Below are 22,545 nucleotides of genomic sequence, written 5' to 3'. Positions count from 1 at the left end.
AATAGATGTTCTTATAGATGTTACAGTGTAAGTTAAACCTCGACCGTATGAAGAATGCGTTATGAGTTTTACCTTTATGCATCTCATTTCTGCAATTAACTACATATATCTATTGCACAAAGAATTTACTCGTGAACTTCTCTAATAATCACAATGTCTCTTTTTCCTTGTGTGGTTGTAATTTCATAGCAAACCGCATTAAAAAGGTATTCAGTATTCGGTTTCAGATCAAGATATTTAAATGATCTTACCAGGATTTTTTTTCGCCCTTGAATTAACTTATAAGAAGATTTTATAGAATTTATTCTGGTTATTACTTTCTCTCCTAATTGCTTACTTAAATTCTCGTAATCCGTAATTATGTAATCTATAGGAGTAGGTTTTACAATATAATTTTTATTGTTAAGTGTATGTGCAAATGCATAAAAAGAAATTTCATTTTTTTCAATGTTTGTAATTTGTCCCGCGATAGGTGTTCCATCAAGTTCACAAATTTCTATATCTTGAATCGTTTTCAAACATTCCTTATTCTTATTTTGTCTTGTGCTATTTACGTAACTTTTACTTTCTGGAATGTTCATTTTTTGATTAATCGTTTGCGTATTATCGCTCGTACAACTAATATTTATGAAAAGGAGGATAGTAATTACTTTTCTCATTATATTTTTATTGATGTTCTTATAGAGGTAATTGTGTATACTGACCCTTTCAGATATCCTGATTCTGGATCTGCGTGACCTTCTAATTTATTTTCTTTACATACACAATATAATTTATTTTGGGAAGAAGTTCCTACATCCCGATCCGCATTATCATAAAAATTAAAATAATTCCCCTTTTCATCCGTTCCCATTCCAACAATTACCACAAAATGATCGGTCGTTAAATCTGGATTTCCAGGAGTTATTTGTTGGTGGTTGTCAATACCTACAGTTACTGGAATTTCTTGTTTTAAAGCTTGTTTTATATAATTTCCTCCTTTTATAAATTCCTCCTTATTATATTCCAATTTAATGAAATTTTTATTTTTATCACGGATAGCTTTGGATATTTGGTATCTAGGAAAACCTTCTTTGTAACCCATCGATTTTAATTGTGCATGTGTGGCAACATGACAGTCTGTTTGATATCCTTCGTATTTGTATTGTGGGACTACACTGGCGATTATTTCCCATTCGCCACAAACTTGACAATCTGATTTATAGATTTCGAAAATTCCACAAAGAACATTTTCAAATCCCCCATTAAAAAAATCATCATTGTCATCAGCGAAGAATTGGATTTGAAAAATATCTTTTGTTTTATCCCAACTGAAATCAAAATGACCGCCGTAATTTAAATCTTTAAAAACTTGTGTTTCAATTTTATTTCCTTTGCTATTGTAAACTTTTGCTGTTATATGTCCACCATCTTTATCATTGGCGAGATTATTTCCCTTTACAATATTGAAACGAACTGGGATAATTGGATCGGGCGTTTTAAATTTTAGCTGTTTTACTATAGGCTTTCTGAAATTCTCTTCCAATAATACGCTTAGGTTCCAATAATGATTGTCTTTATTTTTTATATCATATAATATATCACTTCCTTCATTAATCAAAACTGCTGGAATGTAGGCGTTATCTATGAATTTAGGTGCCTTATCAGGTATTCCAAACATCGTTTCTCTTTCTGCAGTAAAATGACTGACAGTACCTGCATACGCTTCAAATTCATCTGTAAATACAGTCCAACCTCCTTCAATCTCTGTTCTGTACTCTCCTTCCGTTATTCTTATTATAGACATTTCCTAATGTATTTTAGAGTTTTCACCACTATTATTATTGAACGTTTTTTTGGAGTGGATGTCGTTGTTTTCCTGTGATATAATCTGTCGCATCTTTGATTGCTCTTTTACTTCTTTCGCTTTAGATTCCCTATTTCCTTTCACAAATTCCATTAAATTACCTACAACATTGGTCATAAAACTAGCACCAACTGAAAGATTTTTCATCATTCCCACGCTTTCTGTTTGATTCATACCTACAGAATTAGTTTGATTTTGACCAACTGTTGTACTCTGATTATTTCCTACGAAAGCCGTCATATTTTCTCCCACATTAATATTCATATTCTTGCAATTTAGCGTCATCGTTTCGGGCGCCGTAATATTAATATTGCTTCCTGTCGTATCTAAATGAATTTCATTTCCAGATTTATCGGTGATAATAATGCTTTCATCTTCTGTAAAAACTATTCGATGTCCGCTTCTGGTTTGAATGGATTTTACACGGTTATCCGCTCCACCGCCCAAGCCAACCTGTCCATGAAACATTCCACCCATCACAAAAGGTCGATCCGGATGATTGTGTACAAAACCTATCATCACCTGATCACCAACTTCAGGGATGGCAACATAACCACGATTCTGAGAAACTTGATCGGTTCCACCTGCATCGGGCGACATCATTCTAATAAAATTCGTTGTGTCATGCATTTGCCAGTCGAAGCGAACGGTTACGCGTCCTTGTCCTGAGGGATCAGCGTTGGAGATGACGGTTGCTACTTGTGGTTGTGCGATTGGAGTCGTAAAATTTGGTCTCGGCATGTAACCCGTATCTGCAGCAATGGCTTCAAAAGTTCCGGTGTAATGACCGAGCGTGTCGATTTCGTGCGTCACTTCGGTCATCATGACTCTTGTGAAGTAACTGGTTTGGTTAGAATCGGTCTTACGCATTTTTAAATCTGCGACACAACCCGGATAAAGAAAAGGAACCGTTGTTCCACCGGAAACAGTGAAGACTTCTACGGCTTTACTTCCCGCTGCACTCGTTTGAGAATTCACCACGTCCATATCGGTGTTTGCTTTGATGGGAGCTACCTGTAGAGAAGGGGTTTTAAAGATTCCCTTGTTTTTTTCATAGGATGTTTTCGCAAGATCACTTTTATGTTTAATGAGCGTTTCTCCGGAAGTTAATTTCGCATGAGAACTGCTGTTGTATCCATAGAAACTCGGTTTTATATGAACGGCTTTTAATTCCACATTAATATCTGAGACATTGCTGCCGTAAATCAATTCAATGGCTTTGTTCTGCGGTGGCATATTTCCAAAATGTAAAACTTCACCATCATAGAAAAACTGTTCGCCATAAGCTTCTGCCATTCGTGCCAGATAATTATAATGCGTTTCTTCATATTGAGCGCTATATAATATTTGAGAAGAAGCTTTGCCATCTACTCGCACATCATATCCACTTCCAATGCCCTGTTTGATGACCCGATCTGCAATAATTCCCATATTTACGGGAGCATCGCCACCAAAACTTTGGGTATGAGGTGCAGCATCGAGTAAAATGGTCGGACTGAAGCCTTTTAAAACAACATTTCCTAAAGTATGGCCTTGCTGACTAAATCCAACCCCCGTAATGACTCCTACAAATACGCGTTCCGGGCTGTTCTCAATATCTTTGTGCATGATTTTTACCGTCAGTCGGTTTCCCAAAAATTGATTCGCCTGCTCCAGCTGATGGTTTTGTCTTTCGCCCAAAGCATCGTGCGCTAAGGTGAGTTCAAAACTATGGTGCCCTCTAGCACTTTGAGAAAGTTTGAAATGCTTATAATGTTTGATGATCTGTCCATCAATCACCACCGATAATTTTACCAGTCGGTTAATGCCAGCGTGATGGTTTTCTTTAATTCCATCGGCATTATTTTCCGGCGTGAATTTCTGAGGTTTGAAGAATATTGCTTCAGAGTTGCCATTCTTTTCCATATCGTAGGTGTTTGTGATTAAGTGATTTGTTGGAGATTTCTAGATGTTGAATTATTTAATTACCCTATTTGAGAAGTAATAATATTTAAAACTAGTTAAAATCAACCAAGTTACTACACAAATTTAGTTTAAAATAAACAGTTCGCGTGTAGTAAAACTACGACAATATAAAAAGTTTTTATGTATGTCCGTAACTCCACATAATTTCGTATATTTGTTTGATAATTAAATCATTGAGATGAATATTTTTAGTTTTGGCGTAGAGTTTAGCAGTGAAGAGGATTGTATATCTCATTTTAAAGCAGAACGTGACAAAATTGGCGTTTCCTGCAAGTGCGGAAAAACTGATTTTTTTTGGATTAAAAGCAGATTAAGTTACGAGTGTAAATCTTGTAGAAAGCGAACTACATTACGAAGTGGAACCATCATGGAAAATTCCAATTTGTCCTTTCTAGTTTGGTATAAAGCGATGTTTTTGATGAGTGCAACAAAAAAAGGATTTTCTGCTAAAGAAATGCAAAGGCAATTAGGTTTGAAGCGCTATGAGCCAGTTTGGGCTATGATGCACAAATTGAGAAAAGCGATGGGAAAACGAGATGAAAGATACACTTTAGAGGGCATGATTGAAATGGATGAAGGGTATTTTACAGTTGAATCTAGAGAACTGGAACAAGAGAAAGGGATTCGTGGAAGAGGAGCAGTTGGAAAGCAAAATGTTGCAGTGATGGCGGAATCTACGCCATTAGAAAATATAGAAACAGGAGAGACATCGAAATCTTGTAGATATTTTAAAGCAATAGTATTAGAAGATCATACAGCAGAGGGAATTAATGAGACTATTAAAGAATCTTTGGCAGAATCCAGCATAGTTTTTACAGATCAAAGCACGTCATATGTTGATATATCACAACTTGTAGAAATTCATATTTCAGAAAAATCTTCGAAAGAAACTACAAAAGATACTTTGCGTTGGGTTCACATATTTATCAGTAATGCGAAAAGGAATTTATTAGGAAATTACCACAAAATAAAACGCAAAAACCTTCAACTTTATCTAAATGAGTTTGTTTATAAGTTAAATCGGAGATATTTTGAAGATAAACTGTTCGATAGACTTGTGATAGCAAGCATCACAGGAGTATGATTAAAAACGGATATACATAAAAGTTTTTAAGCCTTAGTATTTAAAAAAAGCATCTGTATTTTCTCAGATTTACAGTAAGAAGTCGTTGCTATTCCTTTAAAATAAAGAAAAACACGCTGGGAAGAAAAAAAATCTCTCAAAATCAAAAAGTAGTAGAATTACTACAAATTTTAAACTTTCTAAAAATGATGATTTTCCTATCAAAAAAGCATTTTATCTTTGACTTAAAAGAAATAGAAAGACCTTTTTAAGTACCTTATTCTTAATTCTCATATTATTGAGTTGGATAAAGAAATTAAAATAACATTATAAACATTTAACCTTAAAATTTAGAAATCATGGCAGCGAACAATTCCAGAGCCGTCTTAAAATTCAACAACGGCGAAGACTCAAAAGTTTTAAAACTAAATTACAGCGTAGCACGTTCTACGGATGTTTCCGGTAGAGTAGCTTCAGATCCCTCAAATGCGTTAATCAAAATAACGATTGAAGCGACTGATAAATCAGACATCATCGAATCGTTATTGAATGGTAAATACAAACCTACCGTGGGTGAAGTTACCTTCAACAAATCTCATGAAGAAGGCACGTTGATCAAACTAAACTGGGAAAATGGTTATGTGATCCAACATGAAGTAGAATTTGATGCAATCGACAGCAACAGTATGTTGATCAGTTTTGTCGTTAGTGCAGAGAAAATTACGTACGGTGGTGGACAGTACGAAGGCGTTTGGCCGGGAATGTAAGAAACAGATTAATTATTTATAAAAAATCCCGAATATTTCTTGTATTCGGGATTTTCATTTTTTACAAATGCGCTAGAACATCTATAATTTCTCTCTTACCATTAGAGAAATTTCTGAAACATATGAAATTTAACGAATATAAATAGCACGAGAGCTGTTGAATATTATTAAGGAAAATATATTGAGGAATCCAAATCACACTTAAAAACCAATTTGGAACCATATTTAATAGAACAACGTAATCATCATGACTCAGTCTCATGTTCAATACTTTTGCGATTATTGAAAAGAGCGACAATATTTCTCGCTCTTTTTTTTGGAATTTTTTTGGATTCATTTTTTTATGATAGTTCCTTTCTTATTTGCTAAATTTGCCTTTTACAAACACTAATCAATGTCACTACAGATAATTAATCTTACCAAAAAATTTGGAGATCAGACCGCTTTGAACACGATCAACATCGAAATCAACAAAAGCGAAATCATCGGCTTATTAGGTCCAAATGGTGCCGGAAAATCCACGCTGATGAAATCCATAGTCGGTGCGCTCAAAATCGATGAAGGACAGATTATTTTCGATGGCAAAGACATTTGCGAAGACGAAATTGCAACCAAAAAGAACATGGGTTTTCTACCTGAAAATAATCCTCTTTACAACGAAATGTATGTAAAAGAATATTTAAATTTCGTTGCAGATCTCCACCGTATTTCGAAAGATCGAATTGAGGAAGTAATTGAGCTCGTCGGAATTACGCCGGAGAAAGCTAAAAAAATCGGACAACTTTCAAAAGGGTACAAACAGCGTGTAGGCTTGGCACAGGCCATCTTACATTCGCCAGATTTATTGATTCTGGATGAGCCAACCAATGGATTAGATCCTAATCAAATTATAGAAATCCGTAACGTGATCAAAGAAATCGGCAAGGAGAAGACCGTAATTCTGTCCACCCATATTATGCAGGAAGTAGAAGCACTTTGTTCCCGCGTTATTTTGATTCATGAAGGAAATATTATTCAAGATGCCAACATCGACGATTTTAAAGGTAAATATGCCAACTTGGAAGAAGCTTTCGCAAGCTATACTCATTAACAAAAAAGCCCTGAATTTTTCATTCAGGGCTTTTTGAATATAACAGATTAATTAGATCTTCTCAATATTATCGGTCAGTGCATTGATAAAATTCTGCAACGGTTTTTCGACCATCATCTTGATAAAAGGATTAAATTTTCCATCAAACAAAAGTTGAACTTCAGTTTGAGTATCGCTAATTTTATTCATCATCCCGTTTAATGCGAAATCTAAACTGGAACTTGCCGATTTCAGAACCACTTTTTCTTCACTGATTTCATCAATGGTTAAAGCAATTTCCGGCATTCCTTTGAGACTGAATTTGAAGCCTTGATCACGCACTTCAAAACTTTGAAGAGAATCCGGCATCAGTTCGCGGTATCCTTCTGGCGACTTCAGCATTTCTACCAATTCTTTTGCCGATTTATTAACGATAATTTTTCGTCCTTCTAAATTCATTTTTATATTTTTGTATTAATTAAAACGTTACAAATGTATAAAGTTTTTGTGAATGAAAAAAAATTAACGCTTAGTAAATATCCGGAAGATATTGAAAAGAAGTTAAGGTTTGAAGGTTTTGCAACTTTAGAAATCGCGGTGGATCTTTTGGAGAATACATCGTGCCCCTCCATCAATGTTTATGGGGAGAATCTTGATGAAATTTGGGAAGACTTTACGCACATGTTTAAAGTAGTGGAAGCCGCTGGTGGCGTTGTTAAGAATCAAAATGGAGATTTACTTTTTATCCGACGTTTAGGAAAATGGGATTTGGCGAAAGGTAAGATCGAAAAAGGGGAATCCTTGGAACAAGCCGCATTGCGGGAGATTGAGGAAGAAACAGGCCTTAGCGAACTAATTCTGGAAGAGTTTTTAAACACCACTTTTCATATTTATACCGAACGTAACGGAGAAAAAATTCTAAAAACAACGTATTGGTTTAAAGTAAACTATATCGGAAATTCAACTCCTGTTCCCCAAGTTGAAGAAGGAATATCTGAAGTTTCCTGGAAAAATGAAAGCGAAATCACTCAGGAAGTTTTACCGATGACTTTTCAAAATATTAAATTAATTCTAAATGACTACTGGAGTTTAAACTAGTGAATAAATTCTAAAATCTGCTCCAAAGCAATGCCGCGAGAACCTTTAAGCAAAATATTCTCCGACTTTAATTGATGGGTTTTCAAATATTCTGAAAGCTCTTTAGCATTTATAAAAGCTTTTTCTTCTTTATTACTCGTGCGAAAATGTTGACCAACGGTGATCACTTCATCAAAATTCAGACTTTTTGCCAATTCCAAGATGGAATTATGTTCCTTTTCAGATTCCTCTCCTAGTTCTAACATATCACCAATGACGATCGTTTTTGTTCCTTTAAAAGTGCTGAAATTTTTTAAAGATTCTGCCATCGAACTTGGGTTCGCATTATAAGTATCCAGAACAAAAGTTTTTCCGTCTTTTTTTAAGACTTGTGAACGCATATTGGTTGGCATATAATTTTCGATAGCCGACTTAATTTCGTTGAAATTTAAATTGAAGTGAAAACCTAAACTCGCAGCAGCGCAAAGATTGGTAAAGTTGTAATTTCCTGTAAGATTTGAAAGCGCTTTTTGTCCGTTAAATATTAAACCAACTAAATTAGCCTCCGAAAACTCGTCAAACTGATAATTGGAAGATGTGGATCCAAAAGTAATTTTTGGTGAATAATTCACCGTTTTTTCAACCTGAATTGGATCATTCTCATTTACCAAAATGGTTTGTCCGTGATTTTTCAGATAATCATAAAGCTCTGATTTGCCTTTGATCACTCCTTCCACTCCACCAAAACCTTCCAGGTGTGCTTTTCCGAAATTGGTGATATATCCGAAATTTGGTTTTGCTATATCACACAACATTTCAATTTCCTTTTGATGATTGGCTCCCATTTCTACGACAGCCATTTCGTGATCATCGCGGATTGAAAGCAAGGTCAAAGGTACACCAATATGATTGTTCAGATTACCGTAAGTATATTGAACTTTATATTTCTGAGATAAAACCGCATGAATAATTTCTTTGGTCGTGGTTTTACCATTACTTCCTGTTAAGGCAATAATTGGAATGTTTAATTTGTCACGGTGAAAGGTCGCAAGTTCCTGTAAAAAATCAAGAGTCGAAGAAACATAGAAAATATTTTTCTCTACATTTTCAAACTGCTTTTGCTCCACGATCACTGCGATCGCGCCTTTTCTAATGGCATCTTCCGCGAAAGTTGCGGCGTTAAAAGTTTCCCCGGAAAATGCAAAGAATATATCATTCTTCTCGATTTTACGGCTGTCGATGGTCACTTTTTCACATTGTAAAAATAGCGGATAAAAAGAGGCTGCATTCATAGGTCAAAAATAAAAAATCCTTCTGCAATTACAGAAGGATTATGGAAATATTTATAATTAATTTTATCGTTTGGTTCTGCCTTTTCCGTTCGATTTAGCATCTTGTGCCACACGGAAACCAACCCAGCCATACGCTTTTGATTCATCACGGAATCTTCTTTGACCCGGATCTAGCCAATAAGCGGCATCTAACCAAGATCCTCCTTTAATTACACGAACTTCATTAGAAATTCTGGTGGTTCTTGCTTGTTTATCTTTTTCAATGATTACACGACCTCTGTCATCAACAAAGAAATGTTTTCTCTTAGAATTATACATGTTATAACCCAAAGTTGAGCTGTCCTCTGCTCTACCATAACCGGCATCAAGTGAAGACTGGAAGTCACCATCTCTGTAATTCTTGTTATCTGCGATCACTTCTCTTTCATATTGACCAGGTAAACCTTTGTACACCAATCGGCCATCTGCTAAAGTATCATACTTTACTTGATCAACTTTTTTGAAAGTACCATCAGCATTTTTGACCACTTCTCTGGTAACATTTCCTCTAAAGTAGTTGAAGTCACTTGCTTCCTCGTCAATGATTGGCCTGTAAACATCTGCTGTCCACTCAGACACGTTTCCGAACATTCCAAAAATACCTAAGTTGTTTGATGGATATTGTTTAACGTCAGAAGTAGTTGGTGATCCGTCATTTTTCCAACCTGCAACACCGGAGTAGTCACCTCTTCCCTGTTTGAAGTTTTCCAAATACATCCCACGGTTTCTTCCTTTTTTCCCTTTAAGTTTTTCAATTTCGGGCTGTTTGCTGGTATACAGATTATACTCTCTTTCTTTTTGCATTCCCAAAGCTGCAAATTCCCACTCTACCTCCGTTGGCAAACGGAACTTTTCGACAACACCGGAATTGGCATTTCTATTTGCTGCAAGAATTCTTTCGTTACTGGTTTTAATACCAGTTTTTTGCTGTAAACGCTGTTTGTTGATATACGCTTCCATTTCAGGATCATTTCCTTTATACTTATCTAAGTTAAAGGCTCCTGCTCCTTGATTATTGGAATCATTGGTATATAAATCTTTCGAAATAACGCCTTGTTCCATCAATGTTTTTTCGGTAGCTCTGTCAGTCAACCACTCACAATAGCGGGATGCTTGTAACCAAGAAACTCCAACCACAGGATAATAATCAAATTCAGGAGAACGGAAATAGGTCTCCGCAAAATCGTTTCGTGAAAGTTTGTTGTTCCACACTAATGTATCAGGCAAAGCACCTGTATAGATTTCCTTGAAACTGGGATCAGATGGAGGAAAAACATATTTCAACCAAGTTACATATTCACGGTATTCATAGTTCGTAATTTCGGTTTCACCAAGAAAAAAGGAGCTCACCTGCATTCTTTTCGGGGTATTGTTCCAGTCGTGCATCACATCATCTTTCACCAATCCCATGGTAAATGTTCCGCCTTCCACATAGACCATTCCTGGCCAACCTTTCTGTTTTTGTTGTTTTCCGGTAAAGAACCAACCTTTCTGATCGTTGGGCTTCCAACCTGTTTTACTTGTAAAACGTTTCGTACCACCACCTTTTTTGGTATTGCCACCGCTCCCGCAACTCGCCAAAAAGAGTGTTGAACTTAACGCTATTAATGTAAACAACTTTAGTTTATTCATAGTCAATAAAGAATTTATCAAAGTACAAAGAAAAAAGAAATTATCTTATAAATCAAATTTCTAATTAGATTTTTTTGGAAAACGTTAACAAATTAATTTTATTGTTCCATATTATAATTTATTATTTTTCGTTTAATTTGTAATTCGCAAATTTTACAGCTAATGAAACGCATTTTGACCCTCGTACTTCTTCTCACTTTTTACTCCTTTTATTTTTCGCAAACGATAAAAATAGAATGGGAAGGAAAAAACGTGATTGATTTTGGCACCAGCAAAGTCACTGTTCCTTTCTTTAAAAATAATGGGTTTCATTATGAAGAAGGATCGGTATATTATCGCACCTCGCAAAAAAATGAAGGAATTGACCGCGCAGTCACCAATCTTACTTGGACTAAAATTACAGCGAAAGAGTTATATGATTTGAATCAATACGCTTTACCTGGGGAAGATAAATCTGAAGTAAGCTACTACACCAATCCGTATACTCAGGAAAAGACGACCAACATAAGGGTTTCGGCCTTGAAGTTTGAAAAAGGGAGCATTTACCGTTTAAGTTCCTTCACAATCGGCAGTGCGGACAAAAACACACGAGCTGAAAATTTGATCTCAAAAATCGGAACTTCTGAAAACCCTTTAAAAGAAGGAACCTTTTATAAAATTAAAGTGGATAAATCGGGCGTTTTTAAAATTACAGCAAAGTTTCTCCGGGATCATGGCATTAATCCTGCCAATGTGAATCCACAAAATTTCAGGATTTACGGAAATGGAGGTCTTATGTTGCCTGAACATAATCAAGATCTACGCTACGACGCACTTCAGGAAAATGCCATACAAGTTGTTGGTGAAACCGATGGCGTTTGGAATGAAGATGATTACGCTCTTTTCTACGCCCAAGGACCAAATGGTTATAATGTGTACAAAAATGGCAATGGTTCCGTTAATCGCAGGATTGAAACACGTAGAGACACTTCTGGGAATTTTATTAATATTTATGATGACTTTGCGTATTACTTTATTAATTTCGATAAAGGTCCGGGCAAGAGAATTCCTGACGATGATCAATCCATCAACTCAAATGTAATTACCCGCTATGATGAATACCAATACATTAATGAAGAAAAATTTAATTTATTAAAAGTTGGTAGAATTTGGACTGGTGATGCATTTACAGAAAACAAAACAGTCACTTTTACGACAAAGTCCCCGATTCAACCCACGGACAATATCCGATATCGTTCCCGCTTTATTGCGTATCAATCCCAGGGTAACAGCGTGACGGTGAGTCTAAACAATTTAAATCCCTATACTGTTTCTATTCCGCCGGGAGATAAACGCGAATATATTGAGCAGGTTTATGCCGGAGCACTAAGTAATGTAACGGGAACGCAACTTTCTTTTAACTATGCGCCCAATACCGGAAGTAACCCGAACGGAAAATTCTATTTCGATTATGCGGAAGTTCAATATAAGGAAGATCTGAAATTCAATAACAGCCAAATGAATTTTAGAAGTTATGACATTGTGGAACAAAGCGGAAATACATACACTTTTAATGTATCTGATGCCTCTTCAATAGATCAGGTTTGGCAAGTTTCAGACGTGACCAACGTGAGAAGAAAATCAAACAAATCAGGGAATTCTTCCACCTTTAGTTTCGGTTATGTCGCAAACAATACCAGTTTTGTCAATGAATTTGTGGCTTTTAAAAATAGCGAAGCTTTTGAACCTGGGTTTGTAGGAAAAATTGAAAATCAAGACTTAGCGGGGTTACAAAACATTAATTATTTAATGATCACCGTTCCTGAGATGATGGGTCAGGCTCAAAGACTCGCAAATTATTATCAGGACCGTTACAACGTTGCTGTTGTTGATGTTAATAAAATATACAATGAATTCAGCAGTGGCGGAAAAGATATCACCGCAATCCGGGATTTTGCTACGCGATTGAATGCGGGAGGTAATTTAAAATATGTATTTATTTTAGGCGATACCTCTTATGATTTTAAAGGCAAAAATGTACCAGGTTCAGATGTTGTCCCAAGTTACCAGAGTGAAGAAAGCAGCAATTACGCAGATTCGTTCGTTACAGATGATTATTTTGTAATGACTTTACCACAAGCAACATCAGTTACAAGCGTTTCCGCAAATCTTCCCAATGTACCAATTGGGCGTTTACCCGCAGCAAATACTTCAGAAGCCAAATTACTCATTGACAAGGCATTGGCCTACAATAATGCAAATCCGGGACAATCAACTCCTTTTGGAGAATGGCGAATGAAAATGGATTTTGTGGTGGATGATGATGCAGATAATGTTAGGTTCTCTGATACCGGCGTAAGAATCGGTCTACCATTTCATGAAACAATGAATCAATCTTTGGTCAATGTTTTTGAGACGGGAAACTTGAGAGAAGAGTACAACATCCGAAAACTTTATTTAGATGCGTTTACTGCACAAACTTCTGCCGGAGGGCAGCGATATCCCCAGGTAAATCAAGCCATTTCAAATGATGTAGGAAACAGTTTGTACATTTTCTATTTCGGACATGGCGGAATTAATGGTTGGGCCCAGGAAAGAGTGATAACCATTGATCAAATTCAAAATTTTAATAATTACAACAATATCTATTCACGTTTTCCTCTTATTTCAACAATTACCTGTGAGTTTACCCTTTGGGACGATCCGGAAACTTTTTCCGCAGGCGAACAGGTCATCAAATCGAAAACAGGAGGTGCCGCAACCATGATCACTTCCAGCCGGGCAATTGGAGTAGGTTTCGGAGAACAGTTTACAACGATTTTCACCAAACATCTTTTTGAGCTGGTGAATGATGACTTCTTGACGTTGGGAGAGGCATTCTTAAAGGCGAAAATTGAAAAAGGAACGGATTCAAACCATCAGAAAGTTAATTTCTTAGGAGATCCCGCTTCGAAGATCAGTCGCCCTAAAAGGCTAATTACGATCGATGAAATAGATTCACCGGAGCCCGGGCAAATTCGTGCTCTTGATTTTGTAACAGTAAAAGGACACATCAATAAAGCGGACGGTACTCTAGATGAAAATTTTTCCGGAAGAGTTGCTGTGAATATATTTGATAAAAGGCTTCAAAAGAAAACCCTCAATAATGATGGCGTACCTGCTTTGAACCCCGTTCTTAATTATACTGAGGAAGGAAGTCCCATCGTAAAATCGTCTGGTGTCGCTAAAAATGGAGTTTTCACCGTGGAGTTTTACGTACCGAAAGACATTAATTATGAATTAGGCACCGGTCGAATACTGGTCTATGCTGATAATAAAGTTTTTGATGTTTTTAATAATCAAGAGCAAACCATCGGAGGAATTAATCCTGATGGAATCGATGATACGGAAGCACCAAAAGTGAAACTTTACATGAACAATACAAATTTTGCAGATGGCGGAATCACCGATCAAAACCCTTTGCTTCTGGCTTGCGTAACGGATGATAAAGGAATTAATTCCACAGGTTCAGGGATTGGTCACGACGTCACTGTAGTTCTGGATGGGAAAATTATCGACACCACAGTTTTAAACGATTTCTACTTTTCTGGAGACGGAAACGGTTGCGCAAATCCTTCATTAAAAGATTACCAAAAAGGAAATGTCACCTACCCTTTTAGAAATTTAAGTCCTGGCGCTCACCAGCTTACTTTTAAAATTTGGGATATTAACAATAATTCTACAACCTCTACGTTAAACTTTATAGTTGAGGATGAATCCAATCAAAATTTAGTTGTTAAAAAATTGTTAAATTGGCCCAATCCTTTTACCAACAAAACCTATGTTCAGTTTGAGCATAATTGTGATGATATTTTAGATGTAAATGTGCAGATTTATACCATCACGGGAAAACTGGTAAAAACAATTACGACGTCAGTGACTGCTGAGCCTTTCTTACAAGGTTTCAGAACCGCGAGGACAGCGATTGAGTGGGATGGCAATGATGATTTCGGAGATGCAGTTGGAAAAGGAACTTACATTTTTAAAATTTTTGCGAGAAGTCAAAACCAAGAAAAATGTAAAGGAAGTGCTACCGCAGTAGAAAAAATGGTCTTATTAAAATAAACAATAACGATAAAAAAAAACTTTATGACATTGACTAAAAAACTATTTTTAGGATTAGGATTAGGCATGGGAATCACTGCTTATGCGCAGGTTGGTAACATTCAACCGGTTTTAACAGGCGCTCCGTTTCTCAGAATTTCGCCAGATGCACGTGCAGGTGGTATGGGTGATCAAGGAGTTGCTACCACTACAGACGCATTTTCTCAGTTTTGGAATGCGGCGAAATATCCTTTCAGCAAGACCACTTCTGCTATTGGAATCAACTACACGCCGTATATGAGCAAATTAACCAATGATGTGTTTTTGCTTTATGGTGCTTACCACCAATTTTTAGGTGACGAAGAAAGAGCAACCATCTCCGCAAGTATTTATTATTTTAACATGGGTTCAGTTGACCTTACCAAATTGGTTGGGACTGAAGTAGTACAGGAAGGAACTGCAAAACCAAATGAATTCTCCATTGATGTGGCATACGGTCTAAAACTTTCAGACTACTACTCCATGGCGGTTACCGGTAGATTTATCCGTTCAGATTTGTCTGGTGGATTTAACTCTGACAACACTTTACAAGCAGCAAACTCTTTTGCAGTTGATGTTTCCGGTTATTTTATGTCAGAAAAACATGCCTCTTTTGGAGATTATGAAGGACGGGCAAAAGCAGGTTTCGCGATTCAAAATTTAGGACCAAGATTAGATTATACAGGAGATGATGAAAGCAGATCTTATCTTCCTACCATGGCAAGATTAGGAGCAGGATATGACTTGTTTATCGATGATTTAAACAGAGTTGGAATCAACGTTGAAGCTTCAAAACTATTGGTTCCAGGACCTGATGAAACGGGTAATGTTCCGAATGTTGGTGTCATCGAAGGTATCGGAAAATCTTTCAACAATCAAAAAAGCACCATGATCAGCGGCGCTGTAGAATATGAATACGACAACGCATTTGCTTTGAGAGGCGGTTATTTCCATGAAAGTGCAGAACAAGGTGGCCGACAGTATGCGACCGTAGGTGTTGGCTTGAAATACCAGTCTTTTGGTTTAGATATGTCTTATTTAATCAATACTTCTAAAATCAATTCAGCTTTGGACAATACCCTTCGTTTTGGTTTGACCTGGACGATTGGAGAAGAATCCTCGAATGCGCAGGATTATTAATAAAAATTTATTCTTATCTTAAAGTCTCAATTAATTTTGAGGCTTTTTTTTGACCTTAAAAGTTTAAATTTGTAAAATGAATTACGCCACAGAATTAAAAAAATTTGCCAGCAGCCAGTCGATCTATATGGCAGTGCGCGTTTCTCTGGCCATTGTTTTACCGAGTGTGATACTGGCACATTTCGGATTGTTAAAGGAGTATTTTCTTTTCCCAATTGCGACCAGTTTCGTGGGTCTTACAGATCAGGCAGGTCCTTTTAAAAGAAGAAGAAACGCTTTGATACTTGCCATCATCTGCTTTTTTATAGTGTCGCTTGTCGCGAGTTCAATTAAAAATTTTCCTCTCTTAATTTATCCGGAGATTATTATCTTCGGTATACTTTTTACCATGATTGGCGTTTACGGTCAGCGCCTGGCAACAGTTGGCTCCCTGTCACTGGTCGTTTTAGGAATATTTATTGACGGGCATTTAACAGGAGATCATATTATAAAAAGTTCTCTGATCTTTTTGGCAGGTTCCCTTTGTTATCTTCTGATATTTTTAGTCGTTTCTAAAATACAGCCTTATAAGCTCGCGGGTCAAATGATCGGCGAAAATTACCTGGAACTCGCAGATTATCTTTCATTAAAGTCAAAGTTTTATTTTGAAAATCCAAATTTTGACAGCTTATATTCCCAAATTATCTCAAAGCAGATTGCCATTAAAAATCTACAGGAAGAAACTAGGGAAACCGTTTTTAAAACCCGAAAGATCGTTAACGAATCTACAACCACTAGCCGCTTACTAATGCTGATGTTTCTTGATTCGATCGATCTTCATGAGAAACTGATGACTTCCGAAAGTGATTATCGTAAAGTTCAGGAAAATTTTGGAGCCACGGGTTTTTTACATTCTTTGGGTGACTACCTTCAGAAACTTTCGGAGGAAATGAGCAATATTGGTATTGCGCTGCAAAGTGGCTCCAAAGCGAAACCATTAAGAAATATCGACGAAATGCTTGAAAATATCTTCAATGAATATTTCGAGTTACGCAACAGAAAACTAACATCCAAAACACTGGAAGATTTCATGACGCTGCGTTTAATTCTTAATCGCATCACTGATATTTCTGATGAAATAAAAACAATTTACCGCGTTTTCAGTCAGGATGAGAAAATGGCAAAAAGTCTTTCTACCGGCCTTGATTACGGCAAGTTTGTAACCGCCGAGGAAAAACTGAAAGCTAAAGTTTTGCTCAGCAATCTTTCTCTCAAATCATCGCACTTTCGTCATGCGATCCGAATTACAGTTGCGCTGGTGGTCGGATACTTTATTTCTAAACTTGAATTTCTGGGAATTGGTCATTCCTATTGGGTTTTCATCACCATTGTAGCCATCTTAAAACCTGCTTATGCAACGACCAAACACCGGAACCTTTTACGGCTTTACGGCACGATTGCCGGAGCTTTAGTAGCCTACGCAATTCTGTATTTTATCTCGAATCAAAATGTACTGTTCACCCTCTTTTTAGCGGCCATGATTTTGTGTTTTGCTTTTTTAAAGTCAAGATATTCCTGGGCCGTATTTTTTATGACCATTTATATCTTCCTCGCCTTTAATATTCTTAATCCGGGGAATTTAAATACCATATTTAAAGATCGGGTGCTGGATACCATCATTGCAGGAGTTGTGGCTTTTGCGGTGTCCTATTTTATTTTGCCTGTTTGGGAGCATACCAAAAATTTAGATTATATGAAGAAATCTGCAGACAGTAATTATAAATATTTCTCTGCAGCAATGGCTTTCTTTAAAAATGAAAATCTTAATATTCAGGATTATAAACTGAAGAGAAAAGCAGCCATCATCGACTTGGCCAATCTTTCTGATAATTTTCAGAGAATGATTTCTGACCCAAAAAATCAACAAAAACAGTTAGAACTCGTTCATCAGTTTGTTATTACTTCACACCTTATTACCGCTTATATCGCTTCATTTTCTCAATATTCGGAATCATCGAAGAAATATCCCGAGATTGATTTTGAAGGATGGGATTTAAAAATTTCAGCAGAGTTGGTAAGAACGGACTTAATTTTAAATCAAAAAAACCTTCACCAAAATATTTTGCAGGAAAGCAAACTGCAGCCGGACGATTCGGTAGAAAACCTACTTGAAAAACGCAGAAAAGAATTGGAACACAACGAGTTTTTTGACCGTCGTGATCCGAATAAAATCAGTCACTTAACAGAGTTGAAAAACTTAAGAGAAATCCTGGAATTGATTTATGACGTCGCAAAAGAGCAGCGAAAAGTAGTCGAGAATTTAGAGCCGGACATTCAATCAACAATGGTGAAGCAATAATTCTCAAAAAATTCTACCCGTGCTTTATAAAGGTCTGATACTTTTTCATCATGAACCCGACATTGAATATTAAAAGGAAAATCAAGACGGAACGGCTTCACTTCATAATGCTTTTTCAAAGACCAGTAATTGCTGTGATGAATTTTATATAAACTCTCTTTCAGGGACCAAATCACGGTGAGATAAGCCACTTCTTTGTCTTTTTCTATAAAACCGCTTTCTTCCTCCTGCAAAAATTTATGCTGAATTCTTTTTATTTTCGGGTTGAAAGGTTCAATATCAATTCCAACTTTGTTTCTAGAAATCGCTAATGCGGCAAACGGAAAAGAATGCGTAACTGAAATTTCAAAATCGTTGGGCGACAAATAAGGAATCCTTTCGTTATACAGTATTTTATGATCGGGCAAAACTGATTTCAAAATTTTTCTAACCAGCAGCAGTTCCTTTAATTTCGTGGGATGGTAATCTTTTACGCGATCCATATTTTCTTTTTCTAAAAGGAATTCGGGATTCAATTCTTCCTCCTCGTCATATTTCCAAAGAAGAATAGTTGCTTGATCATCTGAAAAATCGCGGTAAAGTGGCATGAATAAGTATTAGATAGTAAAAATAAGCAATTCTTTAAAAAAACAAATATTCAAATATTAATTTTACCTAAATCAAAATTAACATCTTTTGTTTTCTAATAGATAAAAGATATAACCGCTATTTTTTAAATGGACGAAAATTAAATAAAGACATTTAGTATCTTTGCGTCAAATTTATTTAAATAGATGGAAACTACAACACAATACGTTCCTTATAAAGTTAAGGATATTTCATTAGCCGAGTATGGCAGAAAAGAAATCAAATTGGCCGAAGCAGAAATGCCGGGATTAATGGCAATTCGCGAAGAATACGGTCCGTCTCAACCTTTGAAAGGAGCGAGAATTGCGGGATGTCTTCACATGACGATTCAAACTGCCGTTTTAATTGAAACTTTGGTGGCTTTGGGAGCCGAGGTTACCTGGTCTTCTTGTAATATTTTCTCTACACAGGATCACGCTGCGGCTGCAATTGCTGCTGCCGGAATTCCAGTTTACGCTTGGAAAGGCTTGACAGAAGAGGAATTTGAATGGTGTATCGAACAAACCATCTTTTTTGGAGAAGACAGAAAACCTTTAAATCTGATCTTAGATGATGGTGGTGATTTAACAAATATGGTTTTCGATAAATATCCTGAATTAACAAAAGATATTAAAGGACTTTCTGAAGAAACCACAACCGGAGTTCACAGATTATACGAAAGAATGCAGAACGGAACTTTGGTAATGCCTGCAATCAACGTAAATGATTCAGTAACAAAATCAAAATTCGATAACAAATACGGATGTAGAGAATCTGCAGTTGATGCGATCAGAAGAGCAACTGACTTGATGCTTGCGGGTAAAAGAGTCGTAGTTTGTGGTTATGGTGATGTTGGTAAAGGTACAGCAGCTTCTTTCAGAGGAGCAGGTTCTATCGTTACGGTAACTGAAGTTGATCCAATCTGTGCATTACAGGCCGCAATGGAAGGTTTTGAAGTTAAAAAACTGGACACTGTAGTTGAAAATGCAGATATCATTATTACAACAACCGGTAACTTTAACATTGTTAAAGGAGAGCATTTCAAAAGAATGAAGGACAAAACCGTAGTTTGTAATATCGGACATTTCGATAATGAATTGGATATGGCTTGGTTAAACGAGAATTATGGCGATACAAAATATGAAGTAAAACCACAGGTTGATGTTTACACTATTGACGGTAAAGAAATCATTATTTTAGCAGAAGGTCGTTTGGTGAACTTAGGTTGTGCCACAGGTCACCCAAGTTTTGTAATGAGTAATTCTTTTGCAAACCAAACTTTGGCTCAAATTGAATTGTGGACCAATTCAGAAGCTTATGGAAATGAAGTGTACACGTTGCCAAAACATTTAGATGAAAAAGTAGCGGCTTTACACCTTAAAAAGTTAGGCGTAGAACTGGAAACTTTGACTCCGGAGCAGGCAAAATACATCGGCGTTTCTGTGGAAGGACCATTCAAACCGGAATATTACAGATACTAAATTTATTTTGCTGATTGCCGAAAATTAGCAGAAATAAAACTAAAACTCTTCATTTTTAATGGAGAGTTTTTTAATTTTCAGACACCATCATTTTAAAGAGCACATCATATTTCGCTCCCAATTTGTGCTTTAATCGTTGTTTTGACTTCTTCACGGCGTCGACCGTAATTCCCAATAAGGCTGCGGTTTCGGAGTTTGTAAAGCCTAATTTCTGCAATAAAATTATTCGAAGATTAGATGTGGTGATCTCTGGAAAATCCTTTTGTAATATTTTATAAAAAGTAGGATGTTCTTTCTCAAATTCCCGCCGGAAATTTAACCAGTTTTCCTCCGTCATTAAATGAGACTGGAGTAAATCGTGAAGTTTACTACGGTCTTTTTCAACAAAAGTAGAACCTGATTCTTTGAAATTCTCAATTTCCTCACGAAGTTTCTGAATCTGTATATTTTTTTCTTTCAAAAAATCAATCTGAGCATCCAACGTTTTGTTCGCATCCAGGAGTTTCTGCTCATTACGTCGTTTCATGTCTTCATACATCTTAATTTTCCTCTCTTTTTCAAGCTGCGTTTCCTTTAACTTATTTTTTGACCGGATAAATATAAACAGTACCAAGACAATCAAAAGTCCTGTGATGGCAAAAATCACATTTTTTAGGCTGGCTTCCCTTACGAGTTCTTTTTTTGTCGCAACAATGTTATGTTGGTATTTTCTTTTCTGCATCAACCAATTTGCCTGATTGAGGGGAAGCACGCCATCTGTTTTATTCAATGAGTCTTCTAAAACACTAATTCTGCGGCGCACTTCCAATTCCTCATCCTCTCTATGTTCCAGATTCAATATTTTGAGTTTCAGTTTCAAAATATCAAGCTCATTAATTTTAAAGTATGATTTCGACTTCGCGATCGCATCGGCATACTTTATTGCTTCATTTGCTTCGGTGATTTGATTATTTTTAATGAGAAGTCGGGCCAATAAAGTATAGGCAAACATGGTATTTTGAGTACTCTTATTTTTTTCGGAGATGACAATATCCTGACGAACAAGTTCAATTGCACGTGGAATTTCCCCCTTTTTTTCATAGATCTGCGCCAGATTGCCCAGGGTTTTTGCATATCGTACCTCATCTCCTATTGACTTTGCCATCACCGATGCCTCGGTTATACTTTTTTCTGCACCTTTATAATTTCCCAAATTCATTAGGTATATTCCCACATTATCTAAAGCCATGGCATAAGCAGAAGTGTTGGGCTTTGTATATTGAAGTGCTTTGTTTAGATAGGTTACAGCAAGACTATTATCCCCGATCGTACCCATGAAAAAGCCGATTTTACTAAAGGATTCTCCAGGAAACAGAATTTTGTCGTAAGACATGTTTTCTATCTTCTCTGTAACCGACATGAAGTAGGGTAACGCTTCGGTCATTTGCCTAAAATTATACAGGTATTCAGCATAATTAAGAAGCGACCAAACTTCCAGAGACTGATCACCTAATTTAACCGCGTTCCTAATGGATTTTGAAAAAAGACTGTTGCTCGTTGCATTAATTTTATCAAAATTTTTTGCATACACTTTTGCGATAAGTGCATCATAAATTATTTGATCCCCTAAAGTATTACGATTTTTTAGGGGCTCTAAAAATGACTTTGCCTTGATTGTGTCAACATTCAGCAGATCATGTTGCATGATCAGATTTTCCCAGGAAGCAACCTGAGAGAGATCGGAGCTCAAATTAATTTTCTGCGCCGGTAAAAAAATGTATACGGCAAATAAGAAAGTGCTGAGTAGAAGTTTCACATAGATCGTTTTGTAAAAAAATAAACATGTTAATATAAGATTATCTTACGATATAAAAGTAATATTTAGCATTTCTATCATAAAACAAATAAAACGTTACTCATTAATTATATTTAAGGTTAAAAAATATGATATTAAACAAAAGTAGGTAAAAATAATAAAATAAATTAGAATTTAAAAAAGCAATTGATAATCAATTACATACGAGACTTAGAAGTAAATTCAGGTAGTCATTTTTAATTTGTCCACCCTTTGTCCACCCAAATAATTCGGATTTTTATACGGAAGATGATACATTTGTTGAACAAAAAACTAGTAACCATTAAAACTCTTG

General features: G+C 36.2%; 16 protein-coding genes. 8 read left to right on the top strand and 8 right to left on the bottom strand.

The annotated features are described in order from the left end of the window. Window positions 1-125 precede the first annotated feature (125 nt). The 3 genes from EIB73_RS00235 to EIB73_RS00225 all read right to left on the bottom strand — a co-directional run bounded on the left by EIB73_RS00235 (window position 126) and on the right by EIB73_RS00225 (window position 3,751). The gene (locus EIB73_RS00235) at window positions 126-581 is read right to left on the bottom strand and encodes a hypothetical protein (RefSeq protein WP_125021501.1); all 456 of its coding nucleotides are present in this window, start codon (window positions 579-581) and stop codon (window positions 126-128) included. A 77-nt stretch (window positions 582-658) separates the two neighbouring features. Further along, window positions 659-1,786, bottom strand: coding sequence for a C1 family peptidase (locus EIB73_RS00230; RefSeq protein ID WP_125021499.1), 1,128 nt, complete (start codon window positions 1,784-1,786; stop codon window positions 659-661). Window positions 1,787-1,789: 3 nt separating this feature from the next. Next, window positions 1,790-3,751 carry a type VI secretion system Vgr family protein gene (locus tag EIB73_RS00225; protein WP_125021497.1) on the bottom strand — a complete coding sequence of 654 codons (1,962 nt, stop codon included), beginning with the start codon at window positions 3,749-3,751 and terminating at the stop codon, window positions 1,790-1,792. A 238-nt stretch (window positions 3,752-3,989) separates the two neighbouring features. Here EIB73_RS00225 and EIB73_RS00220 point away from each other — a divergent pair, with 238 nt between their 5' ends. From EIB73_RS00220 to EIB73_RS00210, 3 genes are all read left to right on the top strand, one after another. Next, window positions 3,990-4,895 carry an IS1595 family transposase gene (locus tag EIB73_RS00220; RefSeq protein WP_125021496.1) on the top strand — a complete coding sequence of 302 codons (906 nt, stop codon included), beginning with the start codon at window positions 3,990-3,992 and terminating at the stop codon, window positions 4,893-4,895. A 338-nt stretch (window positions 4,896-5,233) separates the two neighbouring features. Further along, the gene (gene tssD, locus EIB73_RS00215) at window positions 5,234-5,641 is read left to right on the top strand and encodes a type VI secretion system tube protein TssD (RefSeq protein ID WP_125021494.1); all 408 of its coding nucleotides are present in this window, start codon (window positions 5,234-5,236) and stop codon (window positions 5,639-5,641) included. A gap of 394 nt (window positions 5,642-6,035) precedes the next feature. Next, complete coding sequence (locus tag EIB73_RS00210) at window positions 6,036-6,731, top strand: ABC transporter ATP-binding protein (protein WP_125021492.1); 696 nt, start codon at window positions 6,036-6,038, stop codon at window positions 6,729-6,731. A 51-nt stretch (window positions 6,732-6,782) separates the two neighbouring features. Here the strand turns inward: EIB73_RS00210 and EIB73_RS00205 are convergent, their stop codons facing one another. Then, window positions 6,783-7,169: an SRPBCC family protein gene (locus tag EIB73_RS00205; RefSeq protein WP_125021490.1), complete on the bottom strand. Its 387-nt coding sequence runs from the start codon at window positions 7,167-7,169 to the stop codon at window positions 6,783-6,785. Between the two features lie 33 nt (window positions 7,170-7,202). On the opposite strand from EIB73_RS00205, the gene EIB73_RS00200 reads away from it, so the two are divergent. After that, the gene (locus EIB73_RS00200) at window positions 7,203-7,808 is read left to right on the top strand and encodes an NUDIX hydrolase (protein ID WP_125021488.1); all 606 of its coding nucleotides are present in this window, start codon (window positions 7,203-7,205) and stop codon (window positions 7,806-7,808) included. Here EIB73_RS00200 and EIB73_RS00195 read toward each other — a convergent pair. Beyond that, window positions 7,805-9,079 carry a UDP-N-acetylmuramoyl-tripeptide--D-alanyl-D-alanine ligase gene (locus tag EIB73_RS00195; protein ID WP_125021486.1) on the bottom strand — a complete coding sequence of 425 codons (1,275 nt, stop codon included), beginning with the start codon at window positions 9,077-9,079 and terminating at the stop codon, window positions 7,805-7,807. The genes EIB73_RS00200 and EIB73_RS00195 overlap by 4 nt on opposite strands. Window positions 9,080-9,142: 63 nt before the next feature. Then, window positions 9,143-10,750 carry a gliding motility lipoprotein GldJ gene (gene gldJ, locus EIB73_RS00190; protein WP_125021484.1) on the bottom strand — a complete coding sequence of 536 codons (1,608 nt, stop codon included), beginning with the start codon at window positions 10,748-10,750 and terminating at the stop codon, window positions 9,143-9,145. 162 nt (window positions 10,751-10,912) lie between these two features. Between gldJ and porU the strand changes: the two genes are divergently transcribed. The 3 genes from porU to EIB73_RS00175 all read left to right on the top strand — a co-directional run bounded on the left by porU (window position 10,913) and on the right by EIB73_RS00175 (window position 18,329). Next, window positions 10,913-14,833, top strand: coding sequence for a type IX secretion system sortase PorU (gene porU, locus EIB73_RS00185; protein ID WP_125021482.1), 3,921 nt, complete (start codon window positions 10,913-10,915; stop codon window positions 14,831-14,833). 24 nt (window positions 14,834-14,857) lie between these two features. Further along, window positions 14,858-15,991, top strand: a complete 1,134-nt coding sequence (gene porV, locus EIB73_RS00180) for a type IX secretion system outer membrane channel protein PorV (protein ID WP_125021480.1) — start codon at window positions 14,858-14,860, stop codon at window positions 15,989-15,991. A gap of 76 nt (window positions 15,992-16,067) precedes the next feature. Continuing rightward, the gene (locus EIB73_RS00175) at window positions 16,068-18,329 is read left to right on the top strand and encodes an FUSC family protein (RefSeq protein ID WP_125021478.1); all 2,262 of its coding nucleotides are present in this window, start codon (window positions 16,068-16,070) and stop codon (window positions 18,327-18,329) included. Here EIB73_RS00175 and EIB73_RS00170 read toward each other — a convergent pair. After that, a complete protein-coding gene (locus tag EIB73_RS00170) occupies window positions 18,305-18,916 on the bottom strand; it encodes a 4'-phosphopantetheinyl transferase family protein (RefSeq protein WP_125021476.1) in 612 nt (203 codons plus the stop codon). The genes EIB73_RS00175 and EIB73_RS00170 overlap by 25 nt on opposite strands. A gap of 186 nt (window positions 18,917-19,102) precedes the next feature. Between EIB73_RS00170 and ahcY the strand changes: the two genes are divergently transcribed. After that, window positions 19,103-20,416: an adenosylhomocysteinase gene (gene ahcY / locus EIB73_RS00165; RefSeq protein ID WP_125021474.1), complete on the top strand. Its 1,314-nt coding sequence runs from the start codon at window positions 19,103-19,105 to the stop codon at window positions 20,414-20,416. 70 nt (window positions 20,417-20,486) lie between these two features. Here the strand turns inward: ahcY and EIB73_RS00160 are convergent, their stop codons facing one another. Next, on the bottom strand, window positions 20,487-22,211 hold the full coding sequence (locus tag EIB73_RS00160; RefSeq protein WP_125021472.1) for a helix-turn-helix transcriptional regulator: 1,725 nt from the start codon (window positions 22,209-22,211) through the stop codon (window positions 20,487-20,489). Window positions 22,212-22,545: the final 334 nt, after the last annotated feature.

The organism is Kaistella carnis, assembly GCF_003860585.1.
In the GTDB taxonomy this organism is placed as follows: Bacteria; Bacteroidota; Bacteroidia; order Flavobacteriales; family Weeksellaceae; genus Kaistella; species Kaistella carnis.
The sequence above is the reverse complement of the archived record's forward strand: the minus strand, read 5'-3'. Positions and strand labels throughout refer to the sequence as shown.